The 14892-nt window shown below is 59.1% G+C and carries 12 protein-coding genes; 9 read left to right on the top strand and 3 right to left on the bottom strand.

The window, feature by feature from the left end; all coding sequences use genetic code 11:
- Nucleotides 1-28: 28 nt before the first annotated feature.
- The 6 genes from R5R33_RS02730 to R5R33_RS02755 all read left to right on the top strand — a co-directional run bounded on the left by R5R33_RS02730 (nt 29) and on the right by R5R33_RS02755 (nt 5135).
- A complete protein-coding gene (locus R5R33_RS02730; RefSeq protein WP_318954533.1) occupies nt 29-784 on the top strand; it encodes a TPM domain-containing protein in 756 nt (251 codons plus the stop codon).
- A gap of 27 nt (nt 785-811) precedes the next feature.
- Entirely contained in the window at nt 812-1432 is a 621-nt protein-coding gene (locus R5R33_RS02735; RefSeq protein WP_318954534.1) for a TPM domain-containing protein, read from the top strand.
- 45 nt (nt 1433-1477) lie between these two features.
- Complete coding sequence (locus tag R5R33_RS02740; protein WP_318954535.1) at nt 1478-2350, top strand: PDZ domain-containing protein; 873 nt, start codon at nt 1478-1480, stop codon at nt 2348-2350.
- 170 nt (nt 2351-2520) lie between these two features.
- Complete coding sequence (locus R5R33_RS02745) at nt 2521-2922, top strand: hypothetical protein (RefSeq protein ID WP_318954536.1); 402 nt, start codon at nt 2521-2523, stop codon at nt 2920-2922.
- A gap of 49 nt (nt 2923-2971) precedes the next feature.
- The gene (locus tag R5R33_RS02750; protein WP_318954537.1) at nt 2972-3385 is read left to right on the top strand and encodes a PDZ domain-containing protein; all 414 of its coding nucleotides are present in this window, start codon (nt 2972-2974) and stop codon (nt 3383-3385) included.
- 382 nt (nt 3386-3767) lie between these two features.
- A complete protein-coding gene (locus tag R5R33_RS02755; protein WP_318954538.1) occupies nt 3768-5135 on the top strand; it encodes a cytochrome-c peroxidase in 1368 nt (455 codons plus the stop codon).
- Nucleotides 5136-5229: 94 nt separating this feature from the next.
- Here R5R33_RS02755 and lysS read toward each other — a convergent pair whose 3' ends face one another.
- Nucleotides 5230-6723, bottom strand: a complete 1494-nt coding sequence (gene lysS, locus R5R33_RS02760; RefSeq protein ID WP_318954539.1) for a lysine--tRNA ligase — start codon at nt 6721-6723, stop codon at nt 5230-5232.
- Nucleotides 6724-6961: 238 nt separating this feature from the next.
- Nucleotides 6962-8057 (bottom strand): peptide chain release factor 2 gene (prfB, locus tag R5R33_RS02765; RefSeq protein WP_318954540.1). Its coding sequence is split into 2 segments (ribosomal slippage): nt 6962-7984 and nt 7986-8057, totalling 1095 coding nucleotides; the frame shifts between segments, so codons are not numbered across the junction.
- 215 nt (nt 8058-8272) lie between these two features.
- Here prfB and R5R33_RS02770 point away from each other — a divergent pair.
- Nucleotides 8273-9445, top strand: coding sequence for a pectinesterase family protein (locus tag R5R33_RS02770; protein WP_318954541.1), 1173 nt, complete (start codon nt 8273-8275; stop codon nt 9443-9445).
- A 5-nt stretch (nt 9446-9450) separates the two neighbouring features.
- Here the strand turns inward: R5R33_RS02770 and R5R33_RS02775 are convergent, their stop codons facing one another.
- Nucleotides 9451-9840 carry a MerR family transcriptional regulator gene (locus tag R5R33_RS02775; RefSeq protein ID WP_318954542.1) on the bottom strand — a complete coding sequence of 130 codons (390 nt, stop codon included), beginning with the start codon at nt 9838-9840 and terminating at the stop codon, nt 9451-9453.
- A gap of 306 nt (nt 9841-10146) precedes the next feature.
- Between R5R33_RS02775 and R5R33_RS02780 the strand changes: the two genes are divergently transcribed.
- Together R5R33_RS02780 and R5R33_RS02785 are read left to right on the top strand one after the other, a co-directional pair.
- Nucleotides 10147-11322, top strand: a complete 1176-nt coding sequence (locus tag R5R33_RS02780; RefSeq protein WP_318954543.1) for an efflux RND transporter periplasmic adaptor subunit — start codon at nt 10147-10149, stop codon at nt 11320-11322.
- Between the two features lie 12 nt (nt 11323-11334).
- Nucleotides 11335-14475: an efflux RND transporter permease subunit gene (locus R5R33_RS02785; RefSeq protein WP_318954544.1), complete on the top strand. Its 3141-nt coding sequence runs from the start codon at nt 11335-11337 to the stop codon at nt 14473-14475.
- The last annotated feature ends 417 nt before the right edge of the window (nt 14476-14892 follow it).

The following is a 14892-nucleotide window of genomic DNA, read 5'->3' on the forward strand; positions in this document are numbered from 1 at the left end:
CTCTGTACATGTGTCAGCGGAGCCCTGAATGACGATCCGGAGGATCGCCCTACTGCTTCTCCTGTGCCCTGCCCTGTTGTGGGCCGGGCTCGCCGCCGCTGAGGTGAAATTCCCGACCCTCAGTGGTCGGGTGGTGGATAACGCCAACCTGCTGCATCAGGCCACCCGCTACCAGCTCACGGAACTTTTACAACGCCACGAGAAGGAAGGCAGCAACCAGATCGTGGTGGTCACGCTCCCGGACCTGCAGGGGCTCACCATCGAAGAGTATGGGTACCAGCTGGGCAGGCACTGGCAGATCGGCCAAAAAGGCAAGGACAACGGCATACTGTTGATCGTGGCCCCCAATGAACGCGAAGTGCGCATCGAGGTGGGTTACGGCCTCGAAGGCGCCATGACCGATGCGCTTTCCTCCAACATCATCCACACCAAGATCCTGCCCTACTTCCGCGCGGGTAACTTCGACGCCGGCGTCATGTCCGGCGTAGAGTCCATCATTGCCGTGATCAAAAACGAATATGTGCCCGAGCCGACCGAGTCCAAGGGCGACCGCCAGCTGGCACTGCTGGTAGGTATTTTCCTGCTGTTTATCATGCTGCAGATCTTCGGCTCCTCGGTGCTCGGCTCGCCCGCCAACAATGGCAACTATCGCCGAGGCCGCTACGGCGGCTACTACGGCGGCGGTGGCTTCGGTGGTGGCGGATTCGGTGGCGGAGGCTTTGGCGGTGGCTTCGGGGGCGGGGGCGGCGGTTTCGGGGGCGGCGGCGCCTCTGGTGGCTGGTAAAGGGGGGCTGGTTGTCAGGCGGCAAACATGGAAAACAACATGCTGAACGCGAGTGAAAGACGCAAAGTCGCCGAAACTATCAAGGCGGTGGAATCCGGTACCGATGCCGAACTGGTGACGGTGCTGGCGCGCCGCTCCGACAACTACCTCTACATCTCCACCCTGTGGGCAGCGTTTCTCGCCCTGCTGCTGGCTCCGCTGATGCAGTTCCTGCCCTGGTGGATTGAATACCAGCAGGCATTCACCCTGCAGTGGATACTGTTCATCGTCCTCGCGGTGCTGTTCCGCTGGCGTCCGCTGACCATGCTGCTGATCCCCAAGTCCGTAAAATACTGGCGCGCATCCAATCTCGCCCGCCGCCAGTTCCTGGAACAGGAACTGCACCACACCAAGGACCGGCTGGGCCTGCTGATCTTTGTCTCCCAGGCAGAGCACTATGTGGAAATACTTGCCGACCGCGGTCTCGCGGAACACATCACCAATGAGCGCTGGCAGGAAATCGTGGAGAACTTTATCCGCGAGGTAAAGAAAGGGAAAACGGCCGCGGCCTTTGTGCACTGCGTGGAAAAATGTGGCGAATTGCTGGAAGAGGCGGCACCCGCCACCGTTGTCAAGAACGAACTGCCCAATCACCTGGTGCTTCTATAATTGGCTGATACCGCCTTTTGAAGTGAGAAGTGAATTGGTGACTCCATGAAACTGCCCAGACGCGCCATTCCAGTGGCGGTTTCCCTGCTTCTTGTCGGCGCCGCGGTGGCTCACTGGGCCGGCTCGGAAAACCCCACATCATCTGCCCTCCAGCAATCTTTGTTTTCCAATAACACAGATGCACCATTATCTCCCGGCGATTTGACGGCGCGGGTACAGCAGCTGGAAGAATCCCTGGAACAGACCCTTAAAATCCAGGGCCAGTTGCTGGAACTGGTAAACGATCTCAGTGAGCATCTCGATCCGGAGTCCACATATGGCGACGTCCGCCAGGCCTCACTGGAATCCCCGGTGGAGCAGGAGCAAGCCAACCGTCGCCGGCGTGCGCGGGACCACGCGAGTGGCAACCGTTTTGAGCGCATTAGGGAAAACCAGATCAGGCAGTTTACGGATGCGGGCCTCAGCTACGAGCGGGCTGCGTATATTGTCGACAGGCAGGAACGAATTCCGTATGAGCAGATGCAGTTCAGCTACGAATACCAGCATCTGCAAGACAAACGCTCCAAGCGCGCCAAGGAATTGCAGGAAAAGCTGCAGACCTACAGCAATCCACACCGGGTATTCGAGCAGGAACTGAATCGCGAAGAATATGACCAGTACCTTGACGCCACTGGCGGGCGGACGGAGTTCCAGATAGGGGGACTGCTGGAATCCGCACCGGCCTATGAAGCCGGCCTGCGCAGCGGAGACAAGATCATTCGCTACAACAACCAGCGGGTATTCCATATGGGAGACCTGCGCACCCAGGTCTACCAGGTGCCACCGGGCACCTCGGTGCCAGTGGAAATCCAGCGCCAGGGCAGCTCCTCCACGGAAACCATTTATTTACCGGCGGGGCCGCTGGGAATTCGCCACTGAGACAAGTCACCCCTCACCCGTTATTCCACACCTTACTTGGCTATCGAAAGCTTTTCCCGCCTTCTTGTGCGCGCGCTGAGAACTTACTACCTCTGTGGTATTCCAACACGCTGACTGATTGAAGTTCACCAATTTGATCGGGCTCCCGCGGCACTCGGATAACAATAGCCATGACCTCCATTGACCAGCCCAGACTCGCCACTCTTTGCTTCCTGCTGTTTGCCACGGCCAGCGGCGGTCAAATAGCCGCTCAGCTGATATCGCCCAGCGGCCAGGTATTCGATACCCCTACGGCAACGGCCTCCGCCTTGGGCAACAGCCCTGCCGACTGGGAAGCTATCTGGCAAGCCGATAGGCAAACCGAGCTGGATAGCAGGATTACGCACCTCGAATCCACCCTTGCTGACAGTTTGGAATTTCAGAACCGCCTGCTGGAGCTTGTGGAGGAACTCACCCACCAACAGTCAGATACCCGCGCTGACCGTTCTGCAAAGCAGACCATCAACAGTCCCGCTGCTGTTGAACTTCCCACCCCCCCCCCGTCAGCGCAACCCGAAAGGTCGCAGCTTTAACAACTCGATTCTCAGCAACCTGCTAAACGCAGGATTCAACGCAGCCCAAGTGGAATTCATACTCAAACATGAAAAGCGACTTTCGAGGCCAATCACCGCATCAACAAATGGCGAATTCGCTGACCCATTGCTCGCACAGTACGATTTTTTCAAATCCGAGCTGTCCAGTGACGAACTGAACCGTTACCTCGAGGCCACACACAAAAGAAAGGTAATTCTAATCGTTGGCATATACTCGGGAAGCACGGCGGCCAATATCGGCCTGCAGCCAGGGGATCGCATTCTGAGTGTAAATGGTGAGCCAATTTTCAGCCCGCAATACACGATGTCACAAATAAATACGGTTCCCCCAGGCGTCGTAATACCGATAGAAATTCGCCGCCCTGGCAGCACCAGCAGCGAAACCCTGTATATACCGGGCGGAAGACTGGGAATAGAGGCGCAACTTCAATCCTGGCAGTAAATTCTGCGAGGGCAACGCTATCGTTTACTCACATAACTTGTAGGTCGTACTCCAGCGCGCGCCTGTCGAAAGATCAACCGTGTACGCTTTGCCATCTTCCCGATTTACCCCCGCCTTCCTGAAATTATGCCATTCGACACTTACTAATTAAGCCGCCGGCAGTTTAAATTGCGCCACAGGACATAGGAAATCTGTACAACAGCGCAATCACCGCAATACTTGGAAATCCCACACCGGTAATCTCATTACGGAGGATGAGACGTTGGGTCGGATATCTGTTTTGTGCGGGCTACTCGCTTTCACCAATCTCTTGCTTACGGGCTGCGACACAGGCAACAGCCGGACACCCCCGAAAAAAAACGAATCCGTTCTTGACGCTGCGTTGGCTTCAGAAATCCAGCAGCACGGTCTTACCGGTATCCCCGAGCCCAGCCACGAACCTCCGGATATCCAGGCGCCGCTGGCACAGCTCGGTATGCAGCTGTTCTTCACCAAAGCCCTGAGCGGCAATATGGATACTGCCTGCGCCTCATGCCATCACCCGTCCCTTGCCGGCGGCGACGCCCTTTCGCTGTCGGTGGGCGTGGAAGCCGATATCCCCGACCTGCTGGGACCCGGCCGCACCCACTCCAGTGGCGGTACCAATTTCGATGGTGGCCCCACGGTACCGCGCAACGCCCCCAGCACCTTCAATATTGTCTTCTACCGACACTCCATTTTTCTCGACGGTCGTATTGAACTGCTCGCGGATGGCACCTACCGTACACCGGACAGCGCCTTAGGTACGGAAGATCCCAATGCCGGAGACAGTCTCAGCGCCGCCCAGGCACGCTTCCCGGTCACCTCCCGGGAGGAGATGCGCGGATTCAGTTTCGAATCCGATGGCAACAATTCGACGGCGCGGGAACAACTGGCCCTGCGCCTGCGGGGTGAGCGCCCCGAGTTGCCCGGAAGCCATTGGCTGGCGGCTTTCCAGCAAGGATTTGAATCGCCCCTGGGCACCGCTGAGGAGCTGATCACTTACGACAATATTGCCGCCGCCCTTGCCGCCTATCAGGACTCCCAGCTTTTGGTCGACAATTCCTGGCTGGCATATCTGGATGGCGACCTCGGTGCAATCAGCGACGAAGCAAAACAGGGCGCACTGCTCTTCCTGCGCAGCCCCGCAAATGGCGGCGCCGGTTGTGCCAGCTGCCACAGTGGCGATTTTTTCAGTGACGAGCAATTCCATGTACTCGCGATGCCTCAGGTCGGCCGCGGCAAAGGCAATGACAATGGCGAAACCACCAGCGACGACTTCGGCCGCTTTCGCGAAACCGGAATGGAGACCGATCGCTATGCCTTCCGCACCCCGACCCTGCTAAATGTGGCGACCACTGGTCCCTGGGGCCACGACGGAGCCTATACCACGCTGGAGGCGGTCATCCGCCATCACCTTGATCCGCAAACCGCCGTCGATCAATACGACCTCAACCAGCTGGAAGCCAGTGTCCAGATTGGCGACTGGTTCGCCAATACCCGGCTGGCACTGGCACAACTCCAAGCCCTCAGGGCCGCAGGCGCTTCTGCTCTGCCCAGGGTCGAGCTTGCGGACACCCAGATTGCACAGCTGCAAGCATTCCTAAATACCCTTACCGACCCCTGCACCAGCAACCGGGACTGCACCGGAATCTGGGTACCGGGCGAATCACTCAGCGACCCGGACGGCCTGCGCCTGAGCGCGGTGGATATCAATGGTGATCCGCTGTAACTCGACCCAGGGACAGACTGCCAAAAAAAAGGCGATAACCTCAGAGGTTATCGCCTTTTTTGTATCGGTCCCGGTTACTAACCGGAATCCCGAATTACTCGACGGAAGCTTCCGGACGCATATGCGGGAACAGCAGTACGTCACGGATGGACGGCGAGTTGGTAAACAGCATTACCAGACGGTCGATGCCGATACCTTCACCGGCGGTGGGCGGCAGGCCGTATTCCAGCGCGCGCACGTAGTCGGCGTCGTAGTGCATGGCTTCGTCGTCACCGGCGTCCTTCTCGGCCACCTGTGCCATGAAGCGCTCTGCCTGGTCTTCGGCATCATTCAGCTCGGAGAAGCCGTTGGCAATCTCGCGGCCGCCAATGAAAAACTCGAAGCGGTCGGTAACGAACGGGTTGTCGTCGTTGCGGCGTGCCAGCGGTGACACTTCGGTGGGGTACTCGGTGATGAAGGTCGGCTGGTCGAGCAGGTGCTCAACGGTCGCTTCGAAGATTTCGATCTGTACCTTGCCGAGGCCCCAGGTTTCCTTGACCTGAATATTCAGTTTTTCCGCTACCTTGCGCGCGCCTTCCATGTTGTCGATATCTGACGCGCTCAGTTCCGGGTTGTACTTCAGGATCGAGTCGAACACGCTGATGCGCGCAAACGGCTGGGCGAAGTCGTAGTTCTTGCCCTGATACTCGACGGTGGTGCTCCCGAGTACGTCGGTGCAGATACCGCGCAGCATGGCTTCGGTGTGATCCATCATGTCGCGGTAGTCCGCGTACGCCTGGTAGAACTCGAGCATGGTGAACTCGGGATTGTGGCGGGTGGACAGACCTTCGTTGCGGAAGTTGCGGTTGATTTCGTACACGCGCTCAAAGCCACCTACCACAAGACGCTTGAGGTAGAGTTCCGGCGCGATGCGCAGGTACATGTCGATGTCGAGCGCGTTGTGGTGGGTAACGAACGGGCGCGCGGCGGCACCGCCGGGGATGACCTGCAGCATGGGGGTTTCCACTTCCATGAAGTGGTTGTTGTTCAGGTACTGGCGGATGTAGTTGATGATCTTGACGCGCAGCTGGAATACCTTGCGGGATTCCGGGGTGGCGATCAGGTCGACATAGCGCTGGCGGTAGCGCATTTCCTGGTCGGCGATGCCGTGGAATTTTTCCGGCAGCGGGCGCAGGGCTTTGGTCAGCAGGCTGTACTCTTCGCAGTTGACGTAGAGGTCGCCTTTGCCGGACTTGTGCAGTGCGCCTTTGACGCCGACGATGTCGCCGATATCCCAGGTACCCCAGCGCTCTTTGATGTCTGCCTGGGCTTCTTTATCGGCGTACAGCTGGATGCGATCGGAGGCGTCCTGGATCACCAGGAACGGGCCGCGCTTGGCAACTACACGGCCGGCCACGCAGGCGTTGTTGCCTTCGGCTTCCAGCTCTTCCTTGGTCTTTTCACCAAACTCTTTTTGCAGGTCGGCGGCGAGGTGATCGCGGCGAAAGCTGTTCGGGAAGGCATTGCCCTTCTCGCGCATGGCGCTGAGTTTGGCGCGGCGCTCGGCGATCAGTTTGTTTTCGTCTTGCTGAGTTGGTGTATTGCTCATGATCTGTCACATGTCGATTTGGGTGTGTTGCGGACTTCGTAGCTTGTATAGAGCTCTGTTGGAGCACCGTGGCGGCTTGAGCGCCGGGTATCCCTTTTCGAAACCGCTGTGAATACATCCCTGTACGCTGCGTCGGCAACATCCATGTTGCCGACGCTTTCGAAAAGGGATACCAGGCACTCTGCCTTCAATTCAAAGTAATTTGCTTCGTTGGCCGAATACGATCACTTCTTCTGAATTAGAGGCCGGCCTTCAGGCTCGCTTCAATAAACTGATCCAGGTCTCCATCCAGCACTGCCTGGCAGTTGCTGGTCTGGACGCTGGTGCGCAGGTCTTTGATGCGCTGGTCGTCCAGTACGTAGGAGCGGATCTGGCTGCCCCAGCCGATGTCGGATTTGCTTTCTTCCAGCGCCTGCTTTTCCGCATTGCGCTTCTGCATTTCCTGTTCGTAGAGTCGTGCCCGCAGCATTTTCCAGGCCTTGTCGCGGTTCTGGTGCTGGGAGCGTTCGCTCTGGCACGCCACCACAATACCGGTGGCGATGTGGGTCAGACGTACGGCGGAGTCCGTCTTGTTCACGTGCTGACCACCGGCGCCGGAGGCGCGGTAGGTGTCTTCACGCACCTGGGACTTGTCCACTTCGATCTCGATGTTGTCGTCAATCTCCGGGGAGACAAACACGGAGGAGAAAGACGTGTGACGGCGGTTGCCGGAGTCGAATGGGGATTTCCGCACCAGGCGGTGTACGCCGGTTTCGGTACGCAGCCAGCCGTAGGCGTATTCGCCCTGGAAGTGGATGGTGGCACTTTTGATCCCGGCAACGTCGCCCGCGGAAGCTTCTTCCAGGGTGGTTTTGAAGCCGTGGGCTTCGCCCCAGCGCAGGTACATACGCAGCAGGATTTCCGCCCAGTCCTGGGCTTCGGTACCACCGGAGCCGGCCTGGATGTCCAGGTAAGCGTTGTTGGGGTCGGTTTCGCCGGAGAACATGCGGCGGAACTCAAGGGTCTCGAGCTGCTGCTCGAGGTTGCCGAGTTCGCTGGCCACTTCGGCTACGGAGTCTTCGTCGCCCTCTTCCACTGCCATTTCCAGCAGTTCGCGGCAGTCACTCAGTCCGCTGTCGAGGTCTTCGATGGTTTTTACTACGGCTTCCAGGGAGGAGCGCTCGCGGCCCAGTTCCTGGGCGCGGTCGGGGTCATCCCAGACGCTGGGTTCGGCCAGTTCGAGTTCGACTTCGGTCAGGCGTTCTTTCTTGCCAGCGTAGTCAAAGATACCCCCTGAGAACGTCGGTGCGCTCTGCGAGGTCTTTCATCTGGTTGAGAAGCGGATTGATTTCCATAGAGCTGTCGGCTTTGGTCGGTTAAAGCGGGCGCGCATTCTACCTCAGGAAGTCCAGCAAAATAAGGGTCTCGGGGGGATGGATGGGCGGATTTGACCTCGATTTCAGGTGTAGGGGCACGCGCGCGGCGGGTTGAGCCCCTTGAGGGGCGGGCGCTAGAATGGCCTGACCAATAAAAATCACGATCTGACCAATATCTAGACGGAGCTGTAAACATGGTGATATTCACGGCGATGCGCGCAATGGGAGTGGGACTGCGCGCTGCACTCTCAATGAAGACCGGCCTGTGGCTGCTGACCCTGCTTTTGGTCACTTCCTGTGCCCAGACCGGCGATCCGCGCAAATATGACGCCGTGGTCGGCACCGCTTCCGCCGGGTTCGGCAATGCCCTGGCCTTCCTAACCATCGCCGAAGCACTGGCGGCGGCGCCCGAGAACAGTGCCACGCCGTTCGTGATCTACCTGCCGGAGGGCACCTACCGGGAGAAGCTGCTGGTCAGCAAGCCCAATATCCACCTGGTCGGCGCCGGGCGTGACAAGTCCATCATCACCTATGGAGATTATGCGGGGATGCCCGCCGTGGGCGCGGAGCCAGGCTCCGGTGCCAAAATGGGGACCTTCGATACCGCAACCCTGACGGTTGAGGCGAGCGACTTCCGCGCCGAGAACCTCACCATCGAGAACAGCTTTGATTTCCTCGCCACCGATGCCCTGCCCAGTGACCACACCGACAAGATCAATGGCACCCAGGCGGTGGCACTGGAAACAGGTCTAAGCAGTGACCGCACAGCGTTTCGCAATGTTCGCCTTCTGGGTTACCAGGACACCCTGTTCGTGCAGGCCGGCCGCAGCTATTTTGTGGACAGTGTGATCGAGGGCAATGTGGATTTCATTTTTGGTGCCGGTCAGGCGCTGTTTGAAAACACCGATATCGTCACCCGCCCCCGCGGCGCCGAGCGCGAAACGGTCGGCTATGTCACCGCGCCCAGCACCAATATCGGCAATGAATTCGGGCTGGTATTTCTCAACTGTCGCCTGCTGAAGGCAGAGGGTGTACCGGCCAACTCGACCCCGCTGGGCCGCCCCTGGCATCCCACCACCGACTTTGCCGATGGCCGTTACGCGGACCCGGACGCGATTGGCGCAACGGTGTATATCAACGCATTTATGGACGACCACATCACCACCGCTGGCTGGGACTCGATGCGCGGCACCAGCCGCGACGGCACCAAGTCCACGGTGTTTATGCCGGAAGACACACGCTTCTTTGAATTCCAAAGCCATGGCCCGGGCGCCGCAGTCAGCGGCAAACGCCGCCAGCTGACCAAAGAACAGGCCGCGGCCTACACCCGCGAGCGGATTCTCGCCGGCTGGGAGCCGCACTTCTGAGCGCCCTAATCCCGATTGGCCAATTGCGAGAGGATCGCACATTCCGGTGAGTCATCGCCGGCGCAGCTGTCTGCCAGCTCACGCAGTGTCACCTTCATGGCTTTCAGCGCCTGCAGCTGCAGCTCGATCTGCTGCAGCTTCTCTTCCACCAACTGTTTCGCGTCGTGACTTTGCCGCGCCGGGTCCCGATGCAGCGCGAGCAACTGGCGCACTTCGTCCACGGAAAATCCGCAGGCCCGCGCCCGCTGGATAAACTGCAGGGTTTCCACATCAGCACGAGAGTATTCCCGGTAACCGTTGGGGCCGCGCGCGGGTTGCAGCAGGTCAATGGATTCGTAGTAGCGCAAAGTCTTGGTAGAAAGCCCCGATCGCTGTGCTGCCTGTGAAATATTCATAACTCGCCTCCCGTTGCTCCCGTCTCGGTCATGGTGGTAGAGCCTCGAGGTTACCGCAAGGGGAAGGTCAACCCCACTAAACCGGTCGGCACGGCGCCATTTTTGCCTTCGCAAATATTTTTTTGAACCGCTGCATCCAGAAAGCCCTCCCATCCAGTCCATCTACCATACAGCCCGGACGTTCGCCGCCAATTCTGCTCGTCCCGGCTTCTGACCAATAGCTATCAAATGGACTTCGTGATCCCATGGAAACTGCAAATCTGGCAGTCCCCATTGGCGAACTCGCAAACAGGCAAAACAAGACACATGAACAATAAACTCCTGAAAGCCGCCGCACCTGTACTGGTACTGGCTGTGGGCTTTGGTACGGTGCAATGGATGTCCGCTGCAAAACCGCAGCCGGAAAAGAAAGAGGAAGAACAGCGACTGGTTTCCCTGGTGTACTCCGAGGCCCGCGAAGAGTCCGTGGCCCTCAGCGTCACCACCCAGGGGGAAGTGCGCCCGCATACCGAGATCGACCTCACCCCGCAGATTTCCGGACGCATTGTTGCCATCGCCGACAGCTTCGCCGAGGGCGCCGGATTTGAAGCGGGCGAAACATTGATTCAGCTCGACGACGCGGATTACCAGCTGCAGGTCGCACAGGCCAAGGCCCGCGTGGCACAGGCGGAGGTTCTGCTGCTGCAGGCCGAGGCTGCCGCCACCATCAAGCGCCAGCAGTGGCTTAACCTGAACCCGAACAAGGAGCCGACGCCGCTGCAGGTCAACAAGCCGCAGGTGATCGAAGCGCAAGCCAACCTGCGCGCAGCCCAGGCGGAGCTCACGGACGCCGAACTGAATCTCTCCCGCACCAAGATCCGCCTGCCCTATCGCGGCCGCGTGGTTAGCCGTGAAGTGGGTGTCGGTCAGTACGTCACCGCCAGCACATCCCTCGGTCGCATCTTTGCCACTGATAAGGTGGAAGTACGCCTGCCGCTGACTGACAGCCAGCTGCTGGAGCTGGGACTGCCTATGGGCTTTGTCGCCAACCGCAAAAGCCCCGGTCCGGCAGTCACCCTCTCCGCCCTGGTCGGCACCCACGAACAACACTGGCAGGGTCGCATTGTGCGCACCCAGGCGGCGGTGGATCAGCAGACCCGGCTGATTTACGCGGTGGCAGAAGTGCAGGATCCCTATGGCGCCGGAGCCAGCAACGGTGTACCGCTGGCAGTCGGGCTATTTGTCACTGCCGACGCCGAGTCAACCGAACAGCGCCAGGCCGTCGTGGTCCCCAGAGAAGCACTGCGCAGTGCCGACAAGGTTTATGTTGTCGACGAGAACAATCGCCTGAATATCCGCACTGTGGATGTACTTTCCACTTCTGAGGACCGCGTGGTACTCGCCTCCGGTGTCGCAGATGGCGAGCGCGTAGTGACTTCCACCGTCGCCAACCCGGTAGACGGCATGGAAGTGCAGCCCATCACCCACCTGGCCCGCCGTTAAGGGAGTACGTTCATGAACAGTCTCATTGCCTGGTGGGCCCGCAACAGCGTGGCCGCCAACCTCGCCATGATCGGGATTCTGGTTGCCGGCGTGATTGGTTTCTTCAGCATGGAGCGGGAAATGGACCCGCAGGTGCGTTTCCCCGGCCTCGAAATCCGCGTTTCCTGGCCTGGCGCCGCGCCGCAGGAAGTGGAAGAGCAGATCGTCTCCCGCATCGAGGAAGCGGTGAGCGATCTCGACAATATCGACTGGGTGCGCTCCAGTTCCGGCGAGGGCATGGGCGAGGTATATATCCTCGCGGAAACCTCCGTGGACTTTTCCCGCTTCATGAATGACGTGAAGATCCGTGTGGATGGTATTTCGTCTTTCCCCCGCGACATCGAACCGCCGCAGGTGCACCAGTGGGTGAACCGCGAGGAATTTATTCGCGTGGCGGTACATGGCGATGTAGGCGAGCGGGAACTGAAGCGCCTGGCGGAACAACTGCGCCGCGAAGTGGCCACCCTGCCGGCGATTTCGGTGGTGGAGCTGTTCGGCACACGCATGGAAGAAGTTTCCATCGAAGTCAGTGAGCAGGCACTACGCCGCTATGGTATGACCTTCCAGGAACTGGCGAACGCGATTCGCAACAGCTCCATCAACCAGTCCGCCGGCACCGTGCGCACCGAAGTGGGCAGCTACCAGCTGAAAGTACGCAAGCAGGCGGACAGCGAACAGGAATTTGCCAACATCATCGTGCGCCAGACCGCCGACGGCGGCACCATCCGCGTGGGCGATGTGGCGAAAGTCATCGACGGCTTTGAGGACAACGAGATCCTCGCCACCCTGAACGGTGAACCCGCGGTACTGCTGCAGGTGATGAGCACCGAGACCATGGACATCGTCACTGCTTCGGATTCCATCCGCAAGTGGATTGAGGATCGCAGCAAAACCCTGCCCACCGGGGTAAAGCTCACCCTGTGGACCGACAATGCGGTTGAATTCAAAGGCCGCATGGAGACCATCGGCAGTTCCGCACTCCAGGGGCTTGTCCTGGTATTGCTGGTGCTGGTTTTCAGCCTGCGGCCGAAAGTGGCCTTCTGGGTGTCCATCGGTATCGGCACCGCCTACGCCGGCGCCTTTGTGTTGCTGCCGAGCATGGGTGTATCCCTGAACATGCTCTCGACCTTCGCCTTCCTGCTGGTGCTCGGTATCGTGGTGGACGATGCCATCGTGGTGGGCGAAAGCATTCACACCGAATCCCACAACCCGGAACACCAGCATCCGGGCGGCGGTCTCAACGCGGCCATTCTCGGTACGCAACTGGTGGCGAAGCCGGTGATCTTCGCGGTGGCCACTACCATCCTTGCGTTCCTGCCGTGGATCTTTATCAGCGGCTCCACCAGCGAATTCACCCGACACATCACCTGGGTGGTCATCCTGGCACTGGCGTTCTCGCTGGTTGAAGCGCTGTTTATCCTGCCGGCGCACCTGAGCAACCTGAAACCACAGACCAATCTTGGGCGCTTCGGACGCGTACAGAACCGTATCGCTGACAGCATTATTCACTTCGCGCAGAACCACTACCGCCGCATCGGCAACTGGGTGGTGGAGCGCCGCTATCTCACCTTGAGCATTTTTGTCGCGGTACTGATGATCGGCTTCGGCATGTTTGGCAGTGGCTGGGTGAAAAAAGGCTTTATGCCGGACATCGAATCCGATCAGGTAATTGTGAACGTGACCATGCCGGAGGGCGCACCCTATAGCCGCGCGCTGGAAGTGCTGGCGCAATTGCAGGATGCAGAAAAACAACTCGAGGAAGAGGTCAATCAGCGCACCAACGGTGAAGGCGCCCTGATCGAAAACTGGTACACCCGCTCCCGCCGCGACAGCGTCATGGCCATCGTGCAGCTGGCGCCGCCGGAAACCCGCGACATGTCCGCCAAGGACGCCGCCCTGCGCCTGCGCGAACTGCTCGGCGATATACCGGACGCAAAGGAAGTCTCGGTTCAGTACTCCTTCAACAACAACGGCCCCGGTTTTGAACTCTCCATCCGCCACCCCGACCTCGACGTACTGCGCGAGGCCACCGCGGACCTGGAGGCAAAACTGCGCACCTTCGAGAGCCTGTACGATGTCCGCAATAACCTTGAGAGCGCCTCGGAGGAAATCCGTATCGACCTCAAGCCCGGTGCCGCCAAGCTCGGTCTGACCCTCGCTGACGTCAACCACCAGGTGCGCCAGGCGTATTTCGGAGAAGAGGTACAGCGCCTGCCCCGCGCTGGCCAGGACGTGAAGGTCATGGTGCGCTACCCGCTGGAATCCCGCCGCTCCATCGAGAGTCTCAAGGATTTCCGTGTGCGTACCGCCGACGGCCGCGAAGTACCTTTGCTGGCCATCGCCGATCTCGAATACGCACCGGGTATCAAACGTATCCAGCGCTGGAACGGCAACCGTGCCGCGCGGGTGATGGCGGACCTCAAAGACGATGTGCGCGGCGAGATCATGAAAGACCTGGACGAAAACTTCTTTCCCGAGTGGGAGAAGCGCTACCCCGGGATCATCCGCGGCGCCATCGGCCAGGCCGAAGGTGAAAAACGCTTCGTTCAGGAAGTCCTCGGCCTCTACACCATCGCCTTCTTCGCCATGTACAGCCTGCTGGCGGTGGCTTTCCGCAGCTATTCGCAACCGATCCTGATTCTGGTGGCCATTCCGTTCGCGTTTATCGGTGCCATCTTCGGCCACGCGGTGATGGGCATGACGATGGCCATCTTCAGTTACTTCGGTATTGCCGCAGCGGCGGGCGTGGTGGTCAATGACAACCTGGTATTGATGGACCAGTGCAACCGCCTGCGGGAAAAAGGCATGGAGCCCTTGAAGGCCATCGTGGAAGCCGGTGTTTCCCGCTTCCGCCCCATCCTGCTGACCACCGTTACCACCATTGTCGGCCTGTTGCCGATGATGATGGAGCGCAGTATTCAGGCGGCGTTCCTGAAGCCTATCGTGATCGCACTGGCATTCGGGGTATTCATCGCTTTCTTCGTCACCCTGCTGCTGGTCCCAGCGATGTACGGGATTGGAGTGGATATTCGTACCGTTTCCGCGCGGGTGAAGAACCGGATTGTGTCTGCACTTGGCGGCAAGCCAGCGGACAGTATTGCCGTTCCGGAATAAGTAACTTAACGACCACCTGTATACAAAAAACGCCGGCAGTCTCAACAGCTGCCGGCGTTTTTTTATGTCTGGGCAAAATTCATTTCGCAGTGGTTTTCACCCACGTTAATTCGCGAACGATTTTGTACACTTTATTGCTGGGGACTGAATCCTGTCAGCAATTGAGATTGCTGGCAGCTCGTGGCGGGGCAGAGCATTTCTATAATGTTGGAGTCGAACGCAATCAAATGAGTTCGCCCAGAACCAAGTTAGGAGTGAACAGCAACCCCGGTCGGGATTGACTCAAAACACGCTCGCGCGTGTTTTGACCCTGCGGGCTCGGCTGCGCCTCGGTCTCAACTCGCTGCGCGAGTTGATCGAACCCGCGAGGTTTCTCACCCGACCTCGGCGACATTAAACGAAAAAGCCCGGCATATA

Origin of the sequence: Microbulbifer pacificus (assembly GCF_033723955.1) — a bacterium.
Classification (GTDB): Bacteria; Pseudomonadota; Gammaproteobacteria; order Pseudomonadales; family Cellvibrionaceae; genus Microbulbifer; species Microbulbifer pacificus.

Coding starts and splice junctions, on each gene's coding strand:
- R5R33_RS02740 (WP_318954535.1), top strand. CDS start 1,478: ATGAAACTGCCCAGACGCGCCATTCCAGTGGCGGTTTCCCTGCTTCTT.
- R5R33_RS02775 (WP_318954542.1), bottom strand. CDS start 9,840: ATGAATATTTCACAGGCAGCACAGCGATCGGGGCTTTCTACCAAGACT.
- R5R33_RS02770 (WP_318954541.1), top strand. CDS start 8,273: ATGGTGATATTCACGGCGATGCGCGCAATGGGAGTGGGACTGCGCGCT.
- R5R33_RS02730 (WP_318954533.1), top strand. CDS start 29: ATGACGATCCGGAGGATCGCCCTACTGCTTCTCCTGTGCCCTGCCCTG.
- lysS (WP_318954539.1), bottom strand. CDS start 6,723: ATGAGCAATACACCAACTCAGCAAGACGAAAACAAACTGATCGCCGAG.
- R5R33_RS02780 (WP_318954543.1), top strand. CDS start 10,147: ATGAACAATAAACTCCTGAAAGCCGCCGCACCTGTACTGGTACTGGCT.
- R5R33_RS02745 (WP_318954536.1), top strand. CDS start 2,521: ATGACCTCCATTGACCAGCCCAGACTCGCCACTCTTTGCTTCCTGCTG.
- R5R33_RS02785 (WP_318954544.1), top strand. CDS start 11,335: ATGAACAGTCTCATTGCCTGGTGGGCCCGCAACAGCGTGGCCGCCAAC.
- R5R33_RS02735 (WP_318954534.1), top strand. CDS start 812: ATGGAAAACAACATGCTGAACGCGAGTGAAAGACGCAAAGTCGCCGAA.